At 43.4% G+C, this 23,575-nt stretch carries 20 protein-coding genes and 1 pseudogene; 12 read left to right on the top strand and 9 right to left on the bottom strand.

The genetic code is table 11. From position 1 onward, the window contains the following. Positions 1-94 precede the first annotated feature (94 nt). The 3 genes from nagZ (at position 95) to umoD (ending at position 3,868) form a co-directional block, all read left to right on the top strand. On the top strand, positions 95-1,114 hold the full coding sequence (nagZ, locus tag AAC855_RS05965) for a beta-N-acetylhexosaminidase (protein ID WP_340608704.1): 1,020 nt from the start codon (positions 95-97) through the stop codon (positions 1,112-1,114). 415 nt (positions 1,115-1,529) lie between these two features. Continuing rightward, positions 1,530-2,834: an NAD(P)/FAD-dependent oxidoreductase gene (locus tag AAC855_RS05960; RefSeq protein WP_340608703.1), complete on the top strand. Its 1,305-nt coding sequence runs from the start codon at positions 1,530-1,532 to the stop codon at positions 2,832-2,834. A 572-nt stretch (positions 2,835-3,406) separates the two neighbouring features. Then, positions 3,407-3,868, top strand: a complete 462-nt coding sequence (umoD, locus tag AAC855_RS05955; protein ID WP_340608702.1) for a UmoD family flagellar biogenesis regulator — start codon at positions 3,407-3,409, stop codon at positions 3,866-3,868. A gap of 254 nt (positions 3,869-4,122) precedes the next feature. Here the strand turns inward: umoD and mfd are convergent, their stop codons facing one another. Beyond that, positions 4,123-7,563, bottom strand: a complete 3,441-nt coding sequence (gene mfd / locus AAC855_RS05950) for a transcription-repair coupling factor (RefSeq protein WP_340608701.1) — start codon at positions 7,561-7,563, stop codon at positions 4,123-4,125. Positions 7,564-7,980: 417 nt separating this feature from the next. Between mfd and lolC the strand changes: the two genes are divergently transcribed. The 4 genes and pseudogenes from lolC (at position 7,981) to cobB (ending at position 12,239) form a co-directional block, all read left to right on the top strand. Then, complete coding sequence (lolC, locus tag AAC855_RS05945) at positions 7,981-9,183, top strand: lipoprotein-releasing ABC transporter permease subunit LolC (protein WP_340608700.1); 1,203 nt, start codon at positions 7,981-7,983, stop codon at positions 9,181-9,183. Further along, complete coding sequence (lolD, locus tag AAC855_RS05940) at positions 9,176-9,892, top strand: lipoprotein-releasing ABC transporter ATP-binding protein LolD (protein WP_340608699.1); 717 nt, start codon at positions 9,176-9,178, stop codon at positions 9,890-9,892. The genes lolC and lolD overlap by 8 nt, the downstream gene beginning before the upstream one ends. Then, positions 9,892-11,139: a lipoprotein-releasing ABC transporter permease subunit LolE gene (gene lolE, locus AAC855_RS05935; protein WP_340608698.1), complete on the top strand. Its 1,248-nt coding sequence runs from the start codon at positions 9,892-9,894 to the stop codon at positions 11,137-11,139. Before lolD ends, lolE begins: the two co-directional genes overlap by 1 nt. 279 nt (positions 11,140-11,418) lie before the next feature. Then, a pseudogene (cobB, locus tag AAC855_RS05930) lies at positions 11,419-12,239 on the top strand (Sir2 family NAD+-dependent deacetylase). A gap of 100 nt (positions 12,240-12,339) precedes the next feature. On the opposite strand, the gene AAC855_RS05925 reads toward cobB, so the two are convergent. The 8 genes from AAC855_RS05925 to rluE form a co-directional block, all read right to left on the bottom strand. Then, positions 12,340-13,461: a ribosomal protein uL16 3-hydroxylase gene (locus AAC855_RS05925; RefSeq protein WP_340608697.1), complete on the bottom strand. Its 1,122-nt coding sequence runs from the start codon at positions 13,459-13,461 to the stop codon at positions 12,340-12,342. A gap of 310 nt (positions 13,462-13,771) precedes the next feature. Continuing rightward, the gene (gene phoQ, locus AAC855_RS05920; RefSeq protein WP_340608696.1) at positions 13,772-15,232 is read right to left on the bottom strand and encodes a two-component system sensor histidine kinase PhoQ; all 1,461 of its coding nucleotides are present in this window, start codon (positions 15,230-15,232) and stop codon (positions 13,772-13,774) included. A gap of 4 nt (positions 15,233-15,236) precedes the next feature. After that, entirely contained in the window at positions 15,237-15,908 is a 672-nt protein-coding gene (phoP, locus tag AAC855_RS05915) for a two-component system response regulator PhoP (RefSeq protein WP_340608695.1), read from the bottom strand. Between the two features lie 289 nt (positions 15,909-16,197). Beyond that, complete coding sequence (gene purB / locus AAC855_RS05910; protein WP_340608694.1) at positions 16,198-17,568, bottom strand: adenylosuccinate lyase; 1,371 nt, start codon at positions 17,566-17,568, stop codon at positions 16,198-16,200. A 51-nt stretch (positions 17,569-17,619) separates the two neighbouring features. Next, entirely contained in the window at positions 17,620-18,246 is a 627-nt protein-coding gene (hflD, locus tag AAC855_RS05905; protein WP_340608693.1) for a high frequency lysogenization protein HflD, read from the bottom strand. A gap of 2 nt (positions 18,247-18,248) precedes the next feature. Continuing rightward, on the bottom strand, positions 18,249-19,352 hold the full coding sequence (gene mnmA, locus AAC855_RS05900) for a tRNA 2-thiouridine(34) synthase MnmA (RefSeq protein ID WP_340608692.1): 1,104 nt from the start codon (positions 19,350-19,352) through the stop codon (positions 18,249-18,251). Positions 19,353-19,462: 110 nt separating this feature from the next. Then, a complete protein-coding gene (locus AAC855_RS05895; RefSeq protein ID WP_340608691.1) occupies positions 19,463-19,915 on the bottom strand; it encodes an NUDIX hydrolase in 453 nt (150 codons plus the stop codon). Continuing rightward, positions 19,908-20,537 (bottom strand): 23S rRNA pseudouridine(2457) synthase RluE, encoded by a 630-nt coding sequence (gene rluE / locus AAC855_RS05890; RefSeq protein ID WP_340608690.1) that lies wholly within the window; start codon positions 20,535-20,537, stop codon positions 19,908-19,910. The genes AAC855_RS05895 and rluE overlap by 8 nt, the downstream gene beginning before the upstream one ends. A 139-nt stretch (positions 20,538-20,676) precedes the next feature. On the opposite strand from rluE, the gene icd reads away from it, so the two are divergent. The 5 genes from icd (at position 20,677) to AAC855_RS05865 (ending at position 23,564) form a co-directional block, all read left to right on the top strand. Further along, positions 20,677-21,930 carry an NADP-dependent isocitrate dehydrogenase gene (icd, locus tag AAC855_RS05885; RefSeq protein ID WP_340608689.1) on the top strand — a complete coding sequence of 418 codons (1,254 nt, stop codon included), beginning with the start codon at positions 20,677-20,679 and terminating at the stop codon, positions 21,928-21,930. 320 nt (positions 21,931-22,250) lie between these two features. Then, positions 22,251-22,559 carry a phage holin family protein gene (locus tag AAC855_RS05880; protein ID WP_099111981.1) on the top strand — a complete coding sequence of 103 codons (309 nt, stop codon included), beginning with the start codon at positions 22,251-22,253 and terminating at the stop codon, positions 22,557-22,559. Then, the gene (locus tag AAC855_RS05875) at positions 22,556-22,783 is read left to right on the top strand and encodes a hypothetical protein (protein WP_340608688.1); all 228 of its coding nucleotides are present in this window, start codon (positions 22,556-22,558) and stop codon (positions 22,781-22,783) included. Before AAC855_RS05880 ends, AAC855_RS05875 begins: the two co-directional genes overlap by 4 nt. Beyond that, positions 22,783-23,217 (top strand): lysozyme, encoded by a 435-nt coding sequence (locus tag AAC855_RS05870; RefSeq protein WP_340608687.1) that lies wholly within the window; start codon positions 22,783-22,785, stop codon positions 23,215-23,217. The genes AAC855_RS05875 and AAC855_RS05870 overlap by 1 nt, the downstream gene beginning before the upstream one ends. Beyond that, positions 23,214-23,564 carry a lysis protein gene (locus AAC855_RS05865; protein ID WP_340608686.1) on the top strand — a complete coding sequence of 117 codons (351 nt, stop codon included), beginning with the start codon at positions 23,214-23,216 and terminating at the stop codon, positions 23,562-23,564. Before AAC855_RS05870 ends, AAC855_RS05865 begins: the two co-directional genes overlap by 4 nt. Positions 23,565-23,575 lie beyond the last annotated feature (11 nt).

Here is a 23,575-nt window from a genome sequence, read left to right as displayed (position 1 = left end):
AATAGATTCCAAGATGCAGCGAGCGCAGCCAACAACGACGCAACTTGGAAGACGAAGTGTATAAATAGATAACTAATAAGAAGTGAGGAATATTATGGGTCCGGTAATGTTAGATGTTGTTGGTCATGAGCTGGATAGTGAAGAGCGTGAAATTCTGCAACATCCATTAGTGGGCGGTTTGATCCTGTTCACCCGCAATTTCCATGATACTCAGCAGTTGCGTGATTTGGTTCGCCAAATCCGCGAAGCTTCCCGTCATCGTTTAGTCATTGCCGTTGATCAGGAAGGAGGGCGGGTACAGCGTTTTCATGAAGGGTTTACACGATTACCTGCGGCCCAGTCTTTTGCCTGTTTGCATGACGAACTGATGGGAGGGCATTTGGCAGAAGAGTCGGGTTGGCTGATGGCATCAGAGATGATTTCAATGGACATTGATATCAGTTTTGCCCCTGTACTGGATTTAGGCCATAAATGTACTGCGATTGGTGAACGTTCATTTCATGAAGAGCCTGAACCTGCGATGGTGATGGCAGAGCGATTTATCAGGGGAATGCATTCGGCTGGTATGAAATCAACAGGTAAACACTTTCCCGGGCATGGGGCAGTCATAGCGGATTCCCACAAAGAAACGCCAGTGGATAATCGCTCAATGGATGCCATTAGCTGTCACGATATGCTGATTTTCCGCGATTTTATCCAGCGCAACTTACTTGATGCAATTATGCCTGCACATGTTATCTATCCTCAGGTTGATGATCGTCCGGCCAGTGCTTCCCCTTACTGGCTAAAAACCGTTTTACGTCAACAGTTGGGATTTAATGGCGTTATTTTTTCAGATGACTTATCCATGGAAGGTGCTGCAGTTATGGGAGGATACGCTGACCGGGCAAAAGCCTCATTGGAAGCGGGCTGCGATATGATTCTGGTATGTAATAACCGTCAGGGTGCGACTAACGTACTGGATAATTTACCGATAGTGAATTCAGATAAAGTGGCACGGTTATACCATCAGGGAAGGTCGTTCAGTCTGGAAGAACTGAAAAAATCAGAACGCTGGCAGCGGGCAAATTTACAATTAAATAATTTATGTGAACACTGGTTAAGCTGTGGTTAATTCCTTCTGATTTATTGCGCTTAAACAAAAGGCAGGATTGTTACATTATGATCCTGTCTTTTTGTATTCCCTTTTTATTTATTACTTTTTGATGTCCATTTCAGGACAATATTCTTCCTGTATTTCATCAAATAGCATGGCTAATCACATAATATTAACAATGTAAATTATAAGTATTAATAAACTAGATTTAAGTCTGATTAATTAAAGTTGAGTACATAAATTTTGTGATTGGTGTCTAATTAATCAAAAGAATTTAGCAGGGGTCATTTTTGGTATGACCTACTGACCAGCCGTGATATTCTGGCGATATTTTCAGTATGAAATTTATCATGAGTGATGTTATTTAAGAACGTTATTCAGAAAATCATTTAGCGCTTTACATAACATTAGTTGTATTTTCAGTGGGGTAGTCATGACAACGCCAAAGACAAGAATTGTCATCATTGGTGGGGGTGCTGGCGGTTTAGAACTGGCAACACGTTTGGGACATAAATTAGGGCGTAAGCAAAAAGCCGAAATAACGTTGGTGGATCGCAACAACAGCCATTTATGGAAACCGTTATTACATGAAGTAGCAACAGGTTCTCTTGATGATGGTGTTGATGCATTGAGTTATCTTGCTCATGCAAGTAACCATTACTTCAACTTCCAACTAGGTACACTCACAAATATCAATCGTGAAGAAAAGAAAATCACACTGGCTGCAATTCGTGATGAAAGTCGTGATTTGTTAGTACCAGAGCGTGAGTTGGCTTACGATATTCTTGTTATGGCATTAGGCAGCCAATCAAATGATTTTGGTACAGCTGGTGTAAGAGACAACTGCATTTTCCTTGATAATCCGCAGCAGGCACATCGTTTCCATAATGAAATGCTGAATCTGTTCCTGAAATATTCTGCGAATCAGTGCCCGGAAGAGAAAGTTAATATAGCGATTGTTGGTGGTGGAGCGACAGGTGTTGAGCTTTCCGCTGAGCTATACAATGCAGTTAAACAGTTAAACAGCTACGGCTTTGAGAGCCTGAATTCAGATGCACTGAATGTGACCTTAGTCGAGGCCGGCGAACGTATTTTGCCAGCGCTGCCACCACGTATTTCTGGTGCTGCACATCAAGAGCTGACTAAACTGGGTGTTAAAGTCTTAACTAAGACAATGGTAACCAGCGCAGATGAAAATGGTCTGAATACCAAAGATGGCGAACAGATCAAAGCGTCTTTGATGGTCTGGGCTGCCGGAATTAAAGCGCCAGATTTTATGAAAGAGATTGGTGGGCTGGAAACAAACCGCATCAATCAGCTGGTGGTGAAGCCTACTTTGCAGACAACACTGGATGAGACTATTTTTGCTATCGGTGACTGCGCATCCTGTCCGAAAAAAGAGGGCGGTTTTGTTCCTCCACGCGCCCAGTCTGCTCACCAAATGGCGAGCCGCTGCTATGATAACATTCTGGCTTTACTGAATGAAAAGCCGCTTAAAGAATATGAATATAAAGATCACGGTTCTTTGGTTTCTTTATCTAAATTCAGTACCGTAGGTAGCCTGATGGGTAACCTGATGCGTGGCTCAATGATGGTAGAAGGCCGTATCGCACGTATCGTTTACATCTCTTTGTACCGTATGCATCAGGTTGCATTGCATGGGTATATTAAAACAGGTCTAATGATGTTGGTTGGTGGGATAAATCGTGTGATCCGTCCACGATTGAAATTGCACTAATTTAACCAGAGTAGAGTGGTTCATCTGAATTTGATTAATGATATTTCAATAAATTTCAGATGAGCCACTATACACTTCGTCTTTCAAGCTGCCTCTTTGTTGGCTGCACTCTTTCACCCCGGACACCGTTTTTAGAAATATACGGTTATCTATGCTCCCGGGGATGAGTTCCCTTGCCGCCGCGACGCGTCTTGAAATCCATTGTGTATAAATTTTTATTCAATATCACTCTATTTTTTATTCTGTTTATCCTGGCTCGTTTTCTTCTCATTTTTTAGTCGGATTAATCCTTGTAATAAAACTAATTTTAGCTAGGTAACCATGACATAAAATGTATGCTTATTTGTTATTATTGAAAACATTTAGTAATGATAAAAATATTAAATGTAATAAAAATATGAAATTAATTTAAAATCTAAATTCGATGAACCTTAAGTTTCTATAAATACAGTGAATTAAATATAGAATTTTTAATCACGAGTTGAGTGTGTTTTTAGTTCCCAAAATATCTAAGGGACATGTTTAAGTAAGGAGTGTGCCAAATTATTAATATAATGACGTGTTATGTCAGTATGCTAAGGGCAAGGCAGTGCAGTATCTACTCTCTGATTGTTATTATTGCTATTGGTATCGCTATAATATTTTTTTCTAAAAAAGCACAACCTAAATATGCTCAGGTGCTCTCTTCTGAACCTATCATAACAATAGATTCTGCTCAAAAATATTATTGTAATGGGGCATTGGTGCCATTTATTAAGATATTTGGTAATACTGAAAGTAACCGCTTATCTGCATGTAAAAATAATATACTTTCTTTCATAGAAAAATTAAATACAACAAGTGAATACTATGCAATGAGCTATTATGAGTTTAAAAACTGTATTGCATTTCAGATCAGGGAGCCACGTATTATTGGGTATGATGTCATTTATACTATTGATAATATGCCGGGTAAGGTAAGAGTGATGCATAAACCAGATCAATCGATTCCTCTGAATGAAAAAGGGAAGCTGATCCTTGCACCATATTTGTAGGGAGTCCCCCGAAATGAAATATCTCCGGTCACATAGTTATTATATTCGCGGAGATAAGTATACCCTGCGTCTTTCAAGTTGCCTCTTTGTTGGCTGTACTCTGTTACCCCAGTCACTGTTTTTATAAACATACGGTTATCTATGCTCCCGGGGATGAATTCTCTTACCGCCACGATGCAACTCGAAATCCATTGGGTATATAAACTAAAATTTATTGATATATTCGACAAAATTTGAAAGCAGCAGCGTTGATGTTATACCTGATGTTGCTCAAATTTTTCCAATAATGACTGAATGAACGATAAGCGTTCAGCTCTTTCCGTTAACTCATTAATAAATTTCAGTTTAGTGGGCCCATCCAGCCGATAGATATTAGGCTGAGTCTGCAATAAGTTGATCAGATAGTGGGGATCCACTTTATGGTTTTGACTAAATTCAATAAAGCCACCTTTTTCATGGGCTTCAATACGTTTTATCCCTAGCTTCTGAGCCGTAAGGCGAATAGACGCAGACTGTAGTAAATTTCTGCCCGGATCAGGTAACATACCGAACCGGTCAATGAGTTCAACTTTTAATTCTGTCAGTTCATTGTCATTCTGAGCGCTGGCAATACGCTTATAGAAAGACAGACGCATATTGACATCCGGGATATAATCATCGGGTAGCAGCACCGGAATACGCAGTTCTATCTCAGTTTGATTGGTGGTTAAATCCTCAAGTGAAGGTTCCCGCCCGTTTTTGAGTGCATCAACTGCACTTTCCAACAGCTCCATATAGAGTGTGAAACCGATACTTGCCATTTGACCACTTTGATCTTCACCCAGAAGCTCACCGGCTCCCCGGATTTCCAAATCATGAGTTGCCAGAGCAAACCCTGCACCCAGATCTTCAAGCGAGGCAATCGCTTCCAGCCGCTTTTGCGCATCCGTGGTCATAGCTTTCGGATGAGGAGTTAACAAATATGCATATGCCTGATGGTGAGAGCGACCGACACGCCCGCGCAATTGATGTAACTGAGCCAGACCGAAGTGATCAGCCCGTTCAATGATAATGGTATTTGCTGTCGGAATATCGATCCCGGTTTCAATAATGGTAGTGCATATCAATACATTAAAACGCTGATGATGGAAGTCCGTCATGACACGTTCTAAGTCACGTTCACGCATTTGCCCATGACCGATGACTATTCTGGCTTCAGGTACTAATTCTTCCAGCCGGCTTTTTGCTTTTTCGATATTTTCGACATCGTTATAGAGATAATAAACCTGACCACCGCGTAAAATTTCACGCAGAATCGATTCCCGAACGACTAAGCTGTCATATTCACGCACAAAGGTTTTTACCGCCAGACGACGGGCGGGAGGCGTTGCAATAATCGACAGATCGCGCATTCCGCTCATTGCCATATTAAGCGTCCGGGGAATCGGGGTTGCTGTCATGGTTAAGACATCAACATCGGCACGGATGGCTTTGATACGTTCTTTATGGCGGACACCGAAACGGTGCTCTTCATCCACAACTAATAAACCCAAATCTTTCCAGCGCAGATCACTTTGTAACAGCTTATGCGTACCGATGATGATATCGACTTTTCCCTCTGCTGCCATATCTATAACTTGCTGCTGCTCTTTAGCACTGCGGAACCGTGACATTACCTCAATGTGTACAGGCCAGTTCGCAAAACGATCGCGGAAATTATCGTAGTGCTGTTGGGCTAACAGCGTCGTCGGGACTAAAACAGCGACCTGTTTATTATTGTTGATAGCGGTAAAAGCGGCTCGCATGGCGACTTCCGTCTTACCAAAGCCGACATCACCACATACCAGCCTGTCCATCGCAATGGGCTGGCACATATCGCTCAGTACTGCATTAATGGCTTGTTCCTGATCGGGTGTTGTATCGAATGGAAAATTCTGGCAGAACAATTGATATTGTTCCCGGTCGTGCTTAAACGCAAAACCCGTTTTAATGGCTCGCTGTGCGTAGATATCCAGTAATTCAGCGGCAACATCACGGACTTTTTCTGCCGCTTTCTGACGCGCTTTACTCCATGCCTCACCCCCCAGTTTGTGCAGCGGTGCGCTTTCCTCTGCTCCTCCGGCGTAGCGGCTGATTAAATGCAGAGATGAAACCGGCACATACAGCTTGTCTTCTCCGGCATAAGTCAGAATGAGGTATTCAGCCTTAATTCCTCCGGCCTCGAGAGTTGTTAGACCCTGATAGCGTCCGACACCATGCTCAAGATGTACGACGGGCTGCCCGGGACGGAGTTCGGCGAGGTTACGGATCAGGGTATCGGTATTAATTGTGCGTCGGTTATCCTGACGGCGGCGGCTGACACGTTCACCAAGCATGTCGCTTTCACAAATGAGGGCGAGTTTTTTCTCCTCATCTATAAACCCTTGTTCTGCACTGCCTACCATTAAAAAGCATCCGGCCTCTTTAGCATCTTCCAGTTGCTGTATTGTGACCGGATGAATTTTAATCCGGGACAGTAACTCACTGACTGATTCCCGACGTCCTTCACTTTCCACCGAAAAAATAATCCTGCCGCTGAACTGCTCGATAAAGCGGCGTACTTTATCTAAAGGCGCTTTATGATGAGCGGCAACGGAGATATCAGGCAAAGGCTGATAAGCGAGGTTGATATTTCCGGTTTTTTTGGGCAGCTCTTCATTTTTGATTTGGATGCGAGGCCATTTTTTCAGTTCGGCGAACAACCTGTCGACGGGAAGCCAGATTTGGTCGGGAGGAAGTAATGGCCGCATCGGGTCAACTTTACGGTTTTCAAAGCGTTGCTCGGTATCTTGCCAGAAACGTTCTGCCGTGTTCATCAAATCTTGTACAATAATCAGTGTATTTTCAGGTAGATAATCAAATAGGGTTGATAAAGGCTGTTCAAAGAATAATGGCTGCCAGTACTCAATGCCGGCGGGTAACATTTTTTTACTGACTTGCTGATAAATGTGTTCAGCATCCCGCCGGACATCAAACTTTTCACGCCACTGGCTGCGGAACAATTCGATAGCCTCTTTATCTGTCGGAAACTCATGGGCCGGCAGTAAACTAATTTTCTCCACTTCTTCCAGTGTTCGTTGACTATCCACATCAAAAGTACGCAGGCTGTCGATTTCATCATCAAAAAAATCGATACGGTAAGGGTGCTCACTTCCCATAGGAAACAGATCAAACAAGGCACCACGTGTGGCAAATTCACCATGTTCAAGCACCTGCTCAACACTGCGATAGCCGGCCTGTTCCAGATTTGCCCGTAATTTATCACGCGAAATACGCTGCCCTTTATGCATGATCAAAGCATGCCCCTGAAGGTACTCGTGAGGGCAAACACGTTGCATTAATGTATTAACAGGCAGAATAAGCGCCCCTTCTGTCATAAAAGGTAGCTGGTACAGGGTAGATAAGCGGTTTGAAATGATTTCCTGATGAGGAGAAAAACTATCGTAAGGTAGAGTTTCCCAATCTGACAACATATTTATTGAAGTACGGGTAAATTGTGGAATTTCATCACGCAGCCGTAAGGCATTCTGCATATCTTTTGTGACTAGCAGCACCGGGCCGGAGTGTCGTTCAATGATTTCAGCACATTCGATGGCACAAGCTGCACCGATCAGGTGGCCTAACTGGCGGATATCACCGCGGCGTTCAGGAAGTTGATAACGATATTTTGCGGACATAAGCGTTTGATGTGTTCTCTAAAATTCAGTCCATTCCCAACACATATTTAACCCAGTGGCCTTTACAATAAATACGCTGGCAGGTTGAGAGAAAGTAAAAAAACAGAACCGGAATGTGAATGGTTCCATATAGTACAACTGCTCTTTATTATCCCTGAACACTTTGCTTTGGCAACAGCTGAGTAACAGATTTACAGTCTGGTCTGAGGGAATATATTAGCGCGCGTTAACAACAGGGCTTTTTTATCTTCAATTTCGAAGGTGCTCATCAAAACTTAATTAAACAGTGATAATATGTAATAAGTAAACGATATAGATTGAATTTTTACAAAATACATATGCAAGAACAGAGATAAAATATGATCTTTTTCATTAATTTAATGCATTCAAATAACCCCCTTTGATACGGCGGATCCTATGTTTCAGTCTGTTTCATTATTTATCGGATTGCGCTATATGCGCGGGCGGGCGGTTGATAAATTTGGCCGCTTTGTTTCCTGGCTTTCAGCCATTGGTATTACATTAGGGGTGGCTGCATTAATTACCGTGTTGTCAGTCATGAACGGCTTTGAACGTTCACTGGAGGCCAGTATTCTGGGCTTTATGCCTCATGTCATTATTACTTCAGAAAATGGCTCAATTAATCCTGCCGAGCATCCGAAAAGCCAGCTTTCTGGTTTAAAAGATGTCACCCGTATTGAGCCGGTTGTTCAGGGCGATGTTGTGCTGCAAAGTGCCCATAATGTGGGTGTCGGCGTTATGCTGGGTATTAAGCCGGATGAATATACGCCGTTGGCGGAATATACCGTCAATGTTGATCAGCGCCAATTGCAGCCCGGTCGCTATTTTGTGATTTTAGGTGAAAAACTGGCAGCGAGACTGGGCGTCAGGCGAGGTGATCAGATCCGCATTATCGTTCCGAGTGCCAGCCAGCTGACCCCAATGGGTAGGATCCCCAGCCAGCGTTTATTTACAGTAGCCGGAACATTCTTTGCCAACAGCGAAGTTGATGACACTGAAATGCTGGTCAATCAGCAGGATGCCGCCCGGCTTTTACGCTATCCCGTTAACAATATTACCGGCTGGCGTTTATTTCTCACTGAACCATTAAAGGTGGATGAGTTAAGTCAGCAGCCGCTTCCGAAAGGCTTGGTCTGGAAAGACTGGCGTGAACGTAAGGGGGAGTTTTTTCAGGCAGTACGTATGGAAAAAAATATGATGGGGTTGCTGCTTAGCCTAATCATCGCAGTTGCTGCTTTCAATATTATCACTTCTCTTTCTTTGTTAGTGATGGAAAAACAGGGTGAGATTGCTATTTTGCAGACACAAGGGTTAACCCGTCGGCAAGTGATGACAATTTTTATGATTCAGGGAGCCGGAGCAGGCATCATTGGTGCTTTATTGGGAACGGGGTTAGGAATTCTGCTTTCTAGTCAACTGAATAACTTAATGCCTGTTATCGGCCTGCTGACAGAAGGTATTCAATTACCTGTTGCCATTGAACCCATTCAGGTGGTGATTATTGCCGTCAGTGCCATGTTAATCTCTTTATTATCGACTTTATATCCTTCCTGGCGCGCTGCTGCCACCCAACCTGCTGAGGCTTTACGTTATGAGTAATCAACCTTTATTACTGTGCCATCATTTATATAAAAAATATCAGGAAGGGCAGGTTTCCACCGAGGTCTTAAAAAACGTCACATTTTCCATGCAGCAAGGAGAAATGATGGCGATTGTCGGCAGTTCCGGTTCGGGTAAGAGCACTCTTTTGCACTTATTGGGTGGATTGGATTCACCGACCTCAGGTGAAGTGATTTTCAAAGGGGAATCACTTAACAATATGTCGGCTTCCGGTCGGGCAGAATTACGGAACAGAGAAATTGGTTTTATTTATCAGTTTCACCATCTGCTGCCTGATTTTAATGCATTAGAAAATGTTGCTATGCCACTCTTGATCGGTAGGAAAAGGCTGCTTGGAGGTAAGAAGCTGGCTGAACAAAAGGCACGGGATATGTTGGCGGCAGTCGGGCTGGAAAAGCGGGCACATCATCGGCCTTCTGAATTATCAGGAGGTGAACGCCAACGGGTTGCTATTGCTCGTGCATTAGTGAACGAACCTTCATTGGTGTTGGCAGATGAGCCGACAGGTAATCTTGACCAACGTAACGCTGACAGCATTTTTGAGCTGTTGAAAAACCTGAATCAACAGCAGGGCACGGCATTTTTGGTTGTGACTCATGATCTGAAATTGGCTGATAGACTGGCGCGTCAGGTAGAAATGCGTGATGGATATTTACAGGATGAATTAACCCTGACGGGAGGGGTGTAATGGCAAATCTGCCTCTTGCATTACTTACTGCAATACGCTTCAGTCAGGGGCGACGTCGTGCGGGAATGGTTTCTTTGGTTTCAGTCATTTCAACACTGGGGATCATGCTGGGTGTTGCTGTGCTGATCATCGGTTTGAGCGCAATGAATGGTTTTGAGCGTGAACTGAAAAACCGGATACTTTCTGTTGTTCCTCATGGGCAGATTTACACGGTAGAACAGCCTTTCCAGCATTGGAAATCAGCGCTTAAACAAATCAGACAAACCCCGGGCATTGCGGGAGCATCTCCTTATGTTGAATTTACCGGGCTGATGGAACGAGGAGATAAACTCCATGCTGTTCAGGTTCGTGGTGTTGATCCTGCCACTGAAGCTGAAGTCAGTACCTTGTATAAGTTTGTCCGTGACAGCGCATGGCAGACATTTCAGGCGGGCAAACATCAGGTCATTCTGGGGCAGGGAGTCGCAAATTCACTGAATGTGAAACAGGGTGATTGGCTGACAGTGATGATCCCAAACAGCGATCCGAGTCTGAAATTATTACAGCCTAAACGAATCCGTTTACAAGTTACCGGTATTTTTCAGTTAAGTGGCATGTTGGATCACCGTTTGGCTTTGGTTCCGTTATCTGATGCACAACAATATCTGGACTATGGCGATGCTATTACGGGTGTTGCCATTAAAGCAGACAATGTTTTTGCGGCGGAGAAGCGAGTTATAGCCGCCGGTAATGCAACAGGCAGGTACGTCTATATCAGCACATGGCTGAAAGACTACGGTTATATGTACAACGATATCCAGATGATAAGGGGTATCATGTACTTAGCCATGATTTTAGTTATTGGGGTCGCCTGTTTTAATATCGTTTCAACGCTGATAATGGCGGTCAAAGATAAGAGCAGTGATATTGCTATTCTGCGTACATTAGGCGCTAAGGATGGTCATATCAGGTCAATTTTCTTGTGGTATGGATTATTGACCGGAATGGTTGGCAGTATTATTGGCGCTATTGTCGGAATTTTCATGGCACTTAATTTGACAGCTATTATTAAATGGATAGAGAAGCTGTCCGGGCATCAATTTCTTTCCGGTGATATCTATTTCATTGATTTTCTGCCGTCAGAATTACATACCATGGATATTTTCTATGTTTTGTTAACGGCGCTGATCCTGAGCTTGCTAGCCAGTTGGTATCCGGCTCGTCGGGCCAGTAAACTTGATCCAGCGCGGATTTTGAGTGGTCAATGATATTCCAGAGTATTCACTATATCACTTAAGCGCGCTATCTTACGGAGTGAACTGAGTAGAAACGATGAGCTGAACACACCATGAATAAAGAAAGAGTGGTAAGTGAACAGAAACTGAGGAAATGATCCTATACCCTGTGGATTTCAAGTTGTCTCGCGGTGAGTAGTGAGTAACCCCTGAGAACATAGATAACAGTGTGATCGGGGGGAGAGAACGCAGTCAACAAAGAGGCGACTTGAAAGACGAAGTGTATAAAAGGATTATTCTGCGGAGACGTTTATGCGTGTTATTCATCGGCTCAGTAAATTCTGTAAGAGTAGGTGACTACGGAATCAGAGGTTTCATCGGCAAATTTTTTACAGGATATCCGTGTGGCAAATAAAATAAAGAAACCCCATGTGGTAGTACTGACCGGAGCGGGTATTTCCGCTGAATCAGGCATTAGAACGTTTCGTTCTTCTGATGGGCTATGGGAAGAACATCGTGTTGAAGATATTGCGACACCGGAAGGATTCAAACGTGACCCTGAATTAGTTCAGGCCTTCTATAATGCGCGAAGAGAGCATCTACAGCAGGCGGAGATTAAGCCTAACGCCGCACATTATGCTTTAGCAGAACTTGAACAACAAATTGGCGATAATTTTCTGCTGGTCACACAGAATATTGATAATCTGCATGAGCGTGCGGGAAGCCAGCGTGTTCTCCATATGCACGGCGAGCTACTGAAGGTGCGCTGCTGTCAATCCGGGCAGGTTATTGAATGGACATCTCACCTGACGGTGGATGATCGTTGTCACTGTTGTCAGTTTCCTTCATTACTGCGTCCTCACGTTGTATGGTTTGGCGAAATGCCCTTGGGGATGGAACAAATTTATTCTGCTTTGTCTGAGGCGGATATTTTTATTGCCATTGGCACTTCCGGCCATGTGTATCCTGCTGCGGGGTTTGTACATGAAGCGAAATTATCAGGTGCCCATACTGTTGAGCTTAATCTGGAACCCAGTCAGGTTGAAAGCATGTTTGATGAAAAACATTATGGCAACGCTAGCCAAATAGTGACTCAATATATTCAGTCATTACTTCATCAGATGTCTGAATGAGAAATTTGCCCCAGCGACTTTAGTCAGTTATGTGACTGGGGCAAACATTCAGGTTATCCGGAATAGGGTTTAAAACCTGCCGCATTTAGCTACGCGGTGGTTAATCATTAAAATACCAATAACCACTGTTCACCAGAGCAGTAAGCAGGCTGATAAACCGGACATCATCAATAGCATCACCCAAAATATCAGCATTGACCGTATCATACTGACAAAGTGCATCCGCTGCCTGCAAATGAGATGTATCCATTAATTCGCCATTAACGAAGCACTTATCACCTACACGTAACACACGTAGTCCATTCAAACGATTCAGGCTTTCACCCTGTTTGAGCAGATCATAAATCTCATCACTCTCATAAGGCGGTTCTGGGGGTGCGACATCCAGCTCATGGCGTGACTGAGAGATAAACTCCCCAAACCAGCTTTGGAACGTTTCCGGTTGTTCCAGTAAATCCTGCATCATGGTACGCAGAGTCGCCAGTTCGTTTGCCTGAATCAGTGCAGGATTATCACGGAATGCCAAATCAGGGTCACTGTAACGATGGCTACCCAATTCATTTGCCAGAACATAATCGGCAAAACCACTGAACAGTTCACGGGCATTCGGAGCACGGAAACCGACTGAATAATTCAGTGATTGTTCAATGGCATACCCTTCATGTGGAAAACCGGGCGGAATATAGAGAATATCTCCGGGGAGCATCTCTTCATCGATAATGGCTTCGAAAGGCTCAACCTGTAACAAGTCAGGATGAGGGCAATGCTGTTTCATTGGGATCTTTTCCCCGACACGCCAGCGTCTGCGTCCTTCTCCTTGAATGATAAATACATCATATTGATCAAGATGTGGACCGACACCACCACCCGGAACAGAGAAAGAAACCATCAAATCATCCATTCTCCAGTCTGAAAGCACACGGAATGGTTTCATAAGGGCAGAAGAGGGATGATGCCAGTGGTTGACGGCTTGCACGAGTAATGACCAGTTTTGGTCGCCTAAATGATCGTAACTTTCAAATGGCCCATGAGAAACTTCCCAGCGATCTTTTTTATGGCTGACTAAACGGCTGTCAATTTCATTTTCCATCGCCAGTCCCGCCAGCTCATCGGGAGAAAGTGGGTCGATAAATTGCTGGAAACCCTGCTTGATTAGCAATGGACGTTTTTGCCAGTGATTCAGCAAGAACGCCTGCCAATCCAGATTCAGCTGATAATTCATGGTGATATCCTGAGTGACAAGAGAATTTCAGGCTATTATAACGGATAGTCAATAGAGTTATCAGATTCGGATGAAATATTTCGAGGCTGCTCGCATTCTGTATTCATTGTGAGTACCCCTGTTGCCGGTTAAGTTATAGTCATTTTGATATACATTTCGTCTTTCAAGTTGCCTTTTTGTTGGCTGCGCTCGGTCACTCCGGTCACATAGTTACCTATGCTCCCGGGGATGAACTCCCTTGCCGCCGTGATGAATCTTGAAATCCATTGTGTATAACGAGAAGGGGGGATAAGTGTGGTTGAGACAGATTTTAGGTGATTTGCTGGTTGCGGAAAGTCACACTGACTTTTGCGCCTCCCAGATGGCTCTTGTCGATGCTGATATTGCCGTCATATTGTTCCACAATTTCGGCGGCGATCGACAACCCCAGCCCTTGTCCCGGACGCAGCGTATCGGCTCTCAAACCGCGTTCGAAAACGATATGACGTTTATTAGGGGGAACACCGGGGCCGTCATCATCAACAATGATGGTGAGGAAATTCTCGCCTATCATGGCAGTAACCTGAACAAATTCCAGACAGTATTTACAGGCATTCTCCAGAATATTCCCCATGACTTCCAGAAAATCATTCTTTTCACCCAGCCAGGTTAATTCAGGCGAAATATCTAAAGTAACATTGACACCTTTGTGTTGATAAACTTTTGTCAGTGCATTAATAAGGCTATCGAGCAGGGTTGGGACGGAAAAAATTTTTTTCAGAATGAAGTTATGATCGTTGTATATATTAGCCCGATGTAAATAATAACCGATTTGTTGAGAAATCCTGTCAATTTGTTCAAGCATGACGGGTTCAGCCTGCTTAATGGTCATTTGTTTATTTGAGCGTAGAGAGCGTAGTGTAGATTGAAGCACGGCCAGAGGGGTTTTCAGGCTATGCGTCAGGTCTGATAATGTTGTTCGATATTTTTTATAGCGTTGGCGCTCATTATCCAATAAGGCATTCAGGTTCTTAATCAGGCCTTTTAATTCAGCTGGTGGGTTTTCATCTAACTCTTGCCGTTCACCTTTTTCCAGAGAGCGTATCTGGGTGATGAGTGATTTAATCGGGCGCAAACTCCAGTCCGCAGCAAGCCAGATTAATGGAATAATTAAAATCAGATTGGCAATCAATACATACCCGAACCATTCCCAAATTTTTTCTGACGGTTGAATATTTTGGGGTATGGTATTGATAACTACAATGGTTAATGCCGGAAGTTTATCCGTTGCCGGATAAATATTGACGGCTACAGAATAAATCAGCAGTATCTTATCAGCAGTAGAACCAGTGTCAGTTTTATTATTGGTCGGAGACTGATTCTGTGATTCAGAATATAGCTGAGGATGTATATCGTGATAATAAGTTTCTAATTCATATAAGCCGTTTTTTTTCAGCCAATTAGGATGAATTTTTTCTTCGAGTTCGGGTACATGATTCTGACGCCAGATGATATCACTTTTATTGTTATAAATCAGAGTTAATGAGCGATTTCCCATGTGAAAATTATCGGGAAGATGAACCGATAACTTATTTTCTTTCCAACTGGCCAGTGAATAAAATAAATTACTCTGATTGCTGAGTATGGCATAAGTGTCATTATCAAGACGCATTAAATAGCCAAAAATTGCAACTACCCCATAAGGCAGAGTCAAAGCAAGAATAATGACAGTTGCCGCCATGAGAAACCTTGCTCTCAGGGAGAAGAGATGAGTTCTCAGGAAGTTAAACATGGTGCTATTTCACATCAAAGCGGTAACCTTGACCACGGACTGTAACAATCACCTCGTCAGTCCATTCGTTCAATATTTTTTTTCTCAAACGTCCCATTAATACATCAATTGTATGACTTTCACGTAATTCAGCGTCAGGGTATAACTGCCTCATCAATAATTCCTTACTGACAACTTTGCCATTATTACGCATCAAAGTTTCAATGATCGTATATTCGAAAGCAGTTAATTTTATTTTTTTACCATTAACAGAAAACTCCTTACGTGAAAGATCAATCAGAAAAGGTGGTAATTCCGCAACTTGCGATGCCAGCCCACTATTACGACGCATTAATGCTTGTATACGTGCATTAATTTCCTCCAATTGGAAAGGTTTAGTCACGTAGTCATCTGCACCAGCATTTAATACGGTAACTTTTTCCTGCCAGCTTTCACGGGCAGTAAGAATGAGAATGGGGATATTAATATGATCGCTGCGCCAGCGTTTAATTAAGCTTAAACCATCCTCCCCCGGTAATCCCAAATCAATGATGGCAACATCAGGGTGGTTTTCTTTCAGATAATAATCAGCCTCTTTTGAGTCTTCAGCAGCATCAACCTGATGACCAATATCCCGAAGCTGTACTTTTAAATGATGACGAAGCAACGCATTATCTTCAACTATTAATATTCGCATAATGGTTCCTTATGCTAACCAGTAAAATTTATCAAATAAATCTTAAATAGCTAGATAGTCAACTTTATGGATGGATTTAAATAAATTATAGATATGTTGTTATGATTAAACCAAGTATAGTAACTATTTAGTCTATTATTGGTATGTTAATGAATGAATTGTTAAAAACAATAAGGTAAACAGAAAATAGTATATAACTTTGCGACTTATTTATACTTCATATAAGGTTACGTTGTTTTTCAAAATGTGAACAGGAATTCCTGTTCACATTATTATAAATAAAATCGTTTTATTTTAATTCATCAACCAGTAATTCAGCATAGCCAATATAATTTGCAGGGGTCATCAACTTAAGGCGATTTTTTTCTTCTTCCGGAAGTTCGAGACTATCAATGAAGTTTTTCATTCCTTCTGCATCAACACGTTTACCACGTGTCAGCTCTTTTAATTTTTCATAGGGCTTCTCAATACCATAACGGCGCATAACCGTCTGAATTGGCTCCGCCAATACTTCCCAGTTCTGATCCAGTTCGCCTAATAAATGTTTCTCGTTGACTTCCAGTTTATTCAGGCCCTTCATTGTGGATTGATAGGCAATTAACGCATATCCCAGACCAACACCCAGATTACGTAATACTGTTGAATCAGTCAGGTCACGTTGCCAGCGGGAAACAGGCAGTTTACTGGCAAGATGGCCAAATACTGCATTTGCCAGACCTAAATTACCTTCTGAATTTTCAAAATCAATCGGGTTAACTTTATGTGGCATGGTTGATGAGCCAATCTCACCGGCAACTGTCTTTTGTTTGAAATGATTAAGGGCGATATAACCCCAGATATCACGGTCAAAATCAATCAGGATAGTATTGAAACGCGCAATACAATCAAACAGTTCGGCAATGTAATCATGTGGTTCAATTTGGGTGGTATATGGGTTCCACTGAACACCCAGAGAAGTCACAAATGATTCGCTGAATTGATGCCAGTTAATATGAGGGTAGGCTGACAAATGGGCGTTATAGTTACCAACGGCACCATTGATCTTACCTAAAACTTCAATTTGACCAAGTTGGCGGAACTGGCGCTCCATGCGGTAGGCAACATTTGCAAACTCTTTACCTACAGTCGAAGGTGTTGCTGGCTGTCCGTGGGTACGTGATAACAAAGGCAGATCACGATATTCATGAGCCATACGCTTAATGGTATCGATTAACTGACGCCATTGCGGCTGTAGCACTTCCTCACGGGCAGTTTTAAGCATCAATGCATGTGACAGGTTATTGATGTCTTCGGAGGTGCAGGCAAAATGTATAAACTCAGCAACCTGATGTAAAGCAGGAATATGAGCAACTTTTTCTTTCAGAAAATACTCAACGGCTTTAACGTCATGGTTAGTTGTACGCTCAATTTCTTTAATGCGTAATGCATCCTGTTCATTGAAATTTGTAATAATTTCATTCAGGTAAGCGTTTGCCTTTTCATCAAAAGCAGGAACTTCTGTGATTTCTGCTGTAGTAGCCAGTTTTTGCAGCCAACGTACTTCAACCTGCACGCGGAATTTCAGTAAGCCGAACTCACTAAAAATAGCGCGCAGTGCGCTAACTTTATCGCCGTAACGGCCATCAATCGGAGAAACAGCGGTCAGTGAGGATAATTCCATTGGTAGAAACTCCCGGATTTTATTTAACGATTTATTTAACAATTAATTCAATTAACAACGCGCAAGAATATCTTTTGCCTGTCGGACGAGACGTTGTCTGGAAAACATAAATTGCAGACGGCTACCGCCAACCTGCTGCCATAATACGGTACTGCGAATACCCGCGAGTAATGCCGCCCGGACTTTTGCCTGCACCAAAGTATTGCGCAGAATATCCGGCGAACCTGTTACTTGAATACGAGGCCCTAACGGGCTAATCACATCGACATAAATACCGGCAAGAGAATTGAGCATTCCCTCGGACATAGGTTCAAAATACGCCTGCTGGCGTTCCAGCTGGCTTATGCGTTTCGCTAATTCATCGGCTGCTGATGGGTTTTTACTGAGACGTCGTTCCAGTGCCATTAGACTAAAAGTATAGCGGGTTAGTTCTGCTGAGAGGCCACTATTTGTACCATTAAGCATCCCCATAACAGCATCAAGGCCGGTACGCAGATTAACCGCTTCATTACCAAAGACATCCAGAGTAGATGTCGGATTCATATTCAGAACACTATTGAGAGTTACTTCAAAAGCACCGGCATCACATTGCCCCTCATGGGCTAGTTGTTGTACCAGACGGGCTGACTGGCAGATGCCTGCCAGCGCCAATGTAATGTCGTAATAATTTTTAGCCACGATTACTCCTGTATACGTTGTTCGATCACACCACCGCCGAGACAAACTTCGCCCTGATAAAATACAGCTGATTGACCGGGAGTGACTGCGGCAACGGGGCTGTCAAAACGAACCTCAATTTTATCTTCACTCAAAGGAATAACTGTGCAGGGAATATCCTGCTGACGGTAGCGCGTTTTTACCACGCAACGGATTTCTGTTTCCAGTGACTGGCGATCAACCCAATGCAGTTGCTGGGCAATTAAGCCGACAGACATCAGGCGGGGATGTTCATGGCCCTGTGCAACAACCAGTATGTTATTTGCAACATCTTTATCAACAACATACCAGGGATCTTCATTACCGGATTTAGTTCCTCCGATACCCAACCCTTTTCGCTGACCCAGTGTGTGGTACATCAGGCCGGTATGTTGTCCGATAGTCTGCCCGTCAACGGTAACAATTGGGCCGGGCTGAGCTGGCAGATAGCGACCCAGAAAATCGCGGAACTTACGTTCACCAATAAAGCAGATCCCCGTGGAATCTTTTTTCTTCGCCGTCACCAGCCCGATCTCTTCGGCAATGCGGCGAACTTCAGGTTTTTCAAGCTCTCCGACCGGGAATAAACTTTTTGCAACCTGCTCATGACTCAGGGTATATAAGAAGTAGCTTTGATCTTTATTGCCATCAAGGCCCCGAAGTAACTGACTGATGCCATCAACATCCCGACGGCGGACATAATGGCCGGTTGCAATGTAATCAGCACCTAAGTCTTCGGCAGCAAATTCTAAAAATGCTTTGAATTTAATTTCTTTGTTACAGAGAATATCCGGATTCGGTGTACGGCCTGCTTTATATTCAGCAAGGAAGAGTTCAAATACGTTATCCCAATACTCAGCTGCGAAATTGATGGTATACAGTTCAATACCCAGCTTGTCACACACCGCCTGCGCATCCTTAAGATCATCGGCGGCAGAGCAGTATTCCTCATCGTCATCTTCTTCCCAGTTTTTCATAAACAGACCAGCTACCTGATAACCTTGTTGTTGTAGCAGGTAAGCGGAGACGGATGAATCAACACCACCGGACATTCCGACGATGACTTTTTTCTGGCTGTTATTTGACATGGGCATATCTCACTGCGGAAAAAAATAAACGCAGTACTTTAGCATGTTGACAGGCAAGGTGCACCAAACGTCTTCGCGCTGTTGTGATTTGTGTTTCATTTAATGAGAAATTATTTTGTGAAAGGCAAGCCATAGCTATCCAGTATTGATAAGGGGTGAGCCTGATTTTCCAAATAATTACGGATACTTTCAGCAACTAATGGGGAACGCAGTTGTGGGCTGTTGATAATTTCTTCAGCGCTCAGCCAATGACAACAGTGGATATCACTATCCTGAGGGTTGGTATCCACCATTTTCTCTAGTTCAACCAGAAACAGAAAACGGATGAAGGGGGTTCCATCCGGCGCAACCCACTGGTGTAATTTTAGTAAGGCTTGTGGTGTAGCGCGAATTCCTGTTTCTTCCCATAATTCGCGCTCAGCCGCTTGCAGCAATGTTTCATCGGCTTCAAGGTGACCCGCAGGTTGGTTCCAGCGAGGTTTACCATCAATAAATTCTTCAACAATCAAAAATTGATTTTTGGCATGTACTATGCAAGCAACGGTGATATGTGGACTAAACAAAATCGATCTCTCTCCATTCTCCTGGGGACAAATCCCCTAGCTGTAATGCTCCCATACTAAACCGGATAAGACGTAATGTTGGAAAACCAACATGAGCTGTCATTCTGCGTACCTGACGATTACGGCCTTCAAATAGTGTGATTTTAAGCCAACTGACCGGAATATTTTTCCGTTCCCTGATCGGTGGCGTTCGCTCCCAAAGCCATACAGGTTCCTCGACCAATTCTGCTCCGGCAGGAAGTGTTGGGCCGTCTTTCAGGGTAATACCGTTGCGGAGCTTGCTTAGTGCAACTTCATCCGGTATTCCTTCTACCTGAACATAATAAATTTTGGCCGTTTTCTTATTGGGTTGCGTTAGTTTGGCTTGCAACTTTCCATCATTAGTCAGAACCAGTAATCCTTCGCTATCCCTATCCAGTCGTCCTGCGGCATAAACATCACTGAAAGGAATAAAATTCTTTAAAGTTGTTCTTCCCATTTCGTCAGTGAACTGAGGCAGAACATCGTAAGGCTTATTAAATATTAACACCCGACGCGGGCCTGCTACTCTTTTTGTGGTGTTGTTATTTTTTCTTTGACTGAATCGATTAAGTTTACGTTTTTTAAAAGAGAAATTTGTCATGATAAGTTATTGCACAAAGTGAAGGGCAATATTATACCTGAAATCTACAGCATTGGCGTTTGCAGAATATTCAAGTAATATTGACACGTCCCTTACAAAAAATTAACAAGGCATTGCGCTTACTTGAAAGGAGAGGTTAATGGAAAGCAAAGTAGTTGTTCCGGCGGAAGGTAAAAAAATTACTATTGATACCAAAGGTAAATTAAATGTTCCGAATAACCCGGTAATCCCTTATATCGAAGGGGATGGCATTGGTGTTGATGTAACGCCGGTCATGCTGAAAGTTGTTGATGCTGCGGTTCAGAAAGCATATAGCGGTGAGCGCAAAATTTCCTGGATGGAGATTTATACGGGTGAAAAATCTACACAGGTTTACGGTAAAGATGTCTGGCTGCCGGAAGAAACACTTGATTTGATCCGTGAATATCGGGTCGCTATTAAAGGCCCTCTGACAACGCCTGTTGGCGGTGGCATCCGTTCTCTGAATGTGGCACTGCGCCAACAGCTGGATTTATATGTCTGCCTGCGTCCGGTTCGCTATTATCAAGGGACTCCAAGCCCAGTAAAACACCCAGAATTAACTGATATGGTGATTTTCCGTGAAAACGCGGAAGATATTTATGCGGGAATTGAGTGGAAAGCCGGGTCTGTGGAAGCGGATAAAGTGATTAAATTCCTGCAGGATGAAATGGGTGTTTCTAAAATCCGTTTCCCTCAACAGTGTGGTATCGGTGTGAAACCATGCTCGGAAGAAGGAACTAAACGTCTGGTACGTTCTGCGATTGAATATGCAATTGATAACGATCGTGAATCAGTGACTCTGGTTCATAAAGGCAACATCATGAAGTTTACTGAAGGTGCCTTTAAAGACTGGGGTTATGAGTTAGCGCGTACAGAATTTGGTGGTGAACTACTGGATGGCGGCCCATGGGTGAAAATAAAGAACCCTAAAACGGGCAAAGATATCATTATCAAAGATGTAATTGCAGATGCGTTCTTGCAACAAATTCTGCTGCGTCCGGCTGAATATGATGTTATTGCTTGTATGAACCTGAATGGTGATTACATTTCTGATGCGCTGGCAGCACAAGTGGGGGGTATTGGTATTGCTCCGGGTGCAAATATTGGTGATGAATGTGCTCTGTTTGAAGCAACACACGGTACCGCACCTAAATACGCCGGTCAGGATAAAGTAAACCCAGGTTCAGTCATTCTCTCCGCTGAAATGATGTTACGCCACATGGGATGGTTCGAAGCTGCTGATCTAATCGTTAAAGGTATGGAAGGTTCGATTGCTGCTAAGACTGTCACATACGATTTTGAGCGTCTGATGGAAGATGCTAAGCTGCTGAAATGTAGCGAATTTGGTGATGCTATTATTTCTCATATGTAATAATCACTGATTAAAATAGATAACGGGGACTTAATAGTTCCCGTTGTTTTTAACGGTATGAAAATTCTTCTGCAAAACTGGTTATAAATTGACCGCCATTTCACAGCCAAAATAATCCAATCTTTACCTCTATCATCATGGTATTTATCAGTCATTGACTGGCTTTTATGACTGAGTATCAGCCATCCCTCTGTTAATTGGTTAACCTTTGGCTGATCTAACAACATACTTTAACTATTCCCTTATTACTTTTAACCTACTCACAGGGGCGACCTACAGACTCACCCCACGGACGCCCATTGTTCTGATGGGGTGGAAATATGCGTATGCCAAATAAAGACCCAAGCAGCTTTGAGCTGTCTCAGTGGCTGATACTTTTGCTGCTTTCTGCATGGGGCGGGATAGTCCGCTACATCATTGATATAAAAACCAGCAACGCCCGCTGGAGTTGGCTTGGGGCATTTGCCCAGGTCATTGTTTCAGGATTTACCGGACTGATAGGCGGATTTATCAGTTTGGAGGCAGGGCTGAGCTTATACATGACATTCGCCAGCGCAGGCATGTGCGGGGCAATGGGCAGTATCGCCCTCACGTATTTCTGGAACCGACTGACAGGTGCTCACAGATGATTAAGGAAATATACGGTGTGAAGATATTTCCGCTGGTTGTAATGTTTTATCAGGTTCGCCGTTGGTGCGCGCTGCGTAAATTGCGGAACGGGTGGCGAGCTGATATGCGTCTTCTGAAAGTTCTGCGTCAACATAAACTGACTTGTGATTACCTTAATTTCTACAAACGTTATCGGCTTATCAGGCTACTGGCAGAAGACGAACAACAGCGAGGGAACATCTGATGAAAATCAGTGAGAACGGATTGAGCTTCATTAAACAATATGAAGGATTGAAACTGAAAGCCTATCCCGATCCGGCGACAGGTGGTATCCCGTGGACGATTGGCTACGGTCACACAAAAGACGTCAAGCCGGGGCAAGTTATCACCGAACAGCAGGCCGAAGCATTCCTGCATGATGACCTTAAACCTATTTACATCACGATTGAATCCGCCGTAAAGGTATCACTGACTCAGGGTCAGTTTGATGCCTTGTGCTCGTTCATCTTCAATTGTGGTGCAGGTAACTTCGCTCGTTCTACCTTACTGAAGAAACTCAATGTGGGTGATTACCAAGGTGCAGCCGATGAATTCCTGAGATGGAATAAGGCAGCGGGTAAGGTGATGAACGGACTGACTAAGCGTAGGGCATCTGAACGCCAGATGTTTTTATCATGAAGCTCAATTTTACCTATGGTGTGGTTATTGCGATGATTATTGCCTCCGGTGCGGCTTACCTCTATCGCTCTGGATATAAGAAACAGCTCAGTATCAATAACGATCAGCTCACTGAAATCCAGCAACTGACCGACCGGATTAACTATCAGAACACGCACATTGACATGCTGCATGAACTAGACAGCAAACACATTCAGGAACTCGCCAATGCCAAGACTGAAATTGACACTCTTCGGGCTGATGTTGCCGCTGGTCGTCGCAAGCTGCGTATCCAAGCCACCTGTCCTGTGTCGTCTGTATTTTGTTACTTATTCCTACTAAGTGGACGCAAAACACTGGATGATTGAGCAGGTTCTTA

It is taken from the genome of Xenorhabdus bharatensis (assembly GCF_037996705.1).
Classification (GTDB): Bacteria; Pseudomonadota; Gammaproteobacteria; order Enterobacterales; family Enterobacteriaceae; genus Xenorhabdus; species Xenorhabdus bharatensis.
Note: the sequence above shows the minus strand (reverse complement) of the source record. Positions and strands in the feature narration are given on the sequence as shown.